The following is a 1,823-nucleotide window of genomic DNA, read 5'->3' on the forward strand; positions in this document are numbered from 1 at the left end:
ACTATTGAGCACCTCGTCGCGCAGGAACTTTTGCTCGACGGCCAACGGTTGACCGGCGATGTCATAAGACTGCTGGATGTTTAGGCCGGCAGGCGACCAGCCCAATATTAAGCGGCCGCGCATATTATGGCCAGCGGAGGCGTCGGCGTCGCCATAGCTGCAGCGCGCGCTCACGCGCGTGATATTTGCCGCGTCGGTTTCGCGGATGCGGCTGAGTCGATGCAGGATATCATAGCTATGGTGCTGTTGCTGATGGCGGTCATTCTGCTGCCAGACTAGGCCGCGCTCGGCGTCGAATAGCGCACATTGGGCACCGGCATCCTGGCTGTGGATGGACAGCGGTTGACCAGATAACGAGCGGAGGTAGCGGAAATTAGGCGGCACGGAGGGGTCGACCTGCTGTGCATCGAACAGCCGAGGGTCGATGCTGGCGGCAAGCTGACCGCGCACGGACCAAACTTGCTGTGCGATCAGCGTATCGAGCATCTCCTCGTCTGTAGCGCGGTTGTACTGAATGGCACGCACGGCAAGGCCGCGGTTGTCGACTACTGTGACCGTCGGCGTGCCTGCGCAGCGCCGTGCGGTCGCCGCATCGGAAAAAGTGCTCATAGTTCTAGTACCTCATGCAGAGTATCGTTCAGATCTTCGGCAACCGTAAACCACGGGTAATAGCTATTGCGCCGGACATAACCGAGCGCAGTGACCATTTCCCGTTCGCGACGTGGCAGACCATCACCCCAGCCCAAGTTGCTGCCTGAGCTTGGGGAAGACCTGTGGCGCAGCGAATTTTTCAACTCAAAATATGCCAAAAGCAAAGTAGTGAGTTAAGTTTTCAATATCGGGCACAAACTAGGCGCGTCCATTTGGACTGGTAAACACTTGCATCATTCCATAGGGATGCGCATCGCTAGATCCATGTATAATCGGATGCTTCATATCGTTAAAATTAGACTCAACACTATATTGGAGCGTTAAGTATCCACTGTTTCCTATTTCGGTGTCGGAGTTGCCGCTGTAAGGCACATAATATTGATACGTAATGCTTGCAAAGTTCTCTACTGTATTAACGATAAAAGTTGATTCTCCTTTGCGGTTATTAAGGTTGAATGCCCCTTGTGTTGCTTGATTAAATGTCTCGAGTGCAAATTCATTCATCCCTTGATGAGCTAAAGATTTGACGAATGTACGTGACATCTTATTAGGCATCAGCCCTTTCATTGTGTTCGACCAAATTTCAGCATCGTCCATGTTAAGGACTTCCCCGCGTTGCATGCTGACTCGGCTGGCAGCACCAAAATCACGAGGATAATAGCTAGAGTAGTCTAGCATATAGTTTGAGACTAGACTGGGATATGTGCGCTCGCCGTTAATGTTGTAATATCCCTTCAGAAGATCATGTCTAAATTGTAATCCCTTTGAGTTTGATTCGAGTTCCTGAGTAAAGGGTATGGAAAAAAAACGGGAAGGTGTGGCTGTTCCTTCACAGAGTATATCTTGAGATTGTTGGGGATTGTTTCTATTGGGTGTAGCCGAGCGGGTTCTTGAAAAGAGATTGCGCAGCCACGACCAAATGGCTTGCCCTACTTTCAATATCGCTGAGCCGAAAGCTTTCATTCCTCGATAGATTGTCGAACCGATGCCCGATGCTACTCCCCTTATACTTGTGGCAGCGGACGGCGCTGTTGAGGCAAGGTGCTGATAACTGTTCTGCTGTCTTGAGCGTATCCAGTCGAATGGCCCTAATCCGAGGAGATCCTTTCGGCTAATCGGATTATTCCTTACCATACAGAAGAGGTTGAGTCCGTCGACCGGGCCGGCCGGAT

Annotated in this window: 3 protein-coding genes; all 3 read right to left on the reverse strand. The window is 51.2% G+C overall.

All coding sequences use genetic code 11. The features are described from left to right. Positions 1 to 609: hypothetical protein (locus ACHA99_RS01865; RefSeq protein WP_393940722.1), on the reverse strand; the 609-nt coding region annotated here is incomplete at its 3' end. After that, on the reverse strand, positions 606 to 794 hold the full coding sequence (locus ACHA99_RS01870; protein ID WP_393940724.1) for a hypothetical protein: 189 nt from the start codon (positions 792 to 794) through the stop codon (positions 606 to 608). The genes ACHA99_RS01865 and ACHA99_RS01870, both read right to left, overlap by 4 nt. A 55-nt stretch (positions 795 to 849) precedes the next feature. After that, a partial coding sequence (locus tag ACHA99_RS01875; RefSeq protein WP_393940726.1) for a hypothetical protein occupies positions 850 to 1,823 on the reverse strand: 974 nt, incomplete at its 5' end.

This window comes from Shewanella sp. S23-S33 (assembly GCF_043359565.1).
GTDB lineage: Bacteria > Pseudomonadota > Gammaproteobacteria > Enterobacterales > Shewanellaceae > Shewanella > Shewanella oncorhynchi.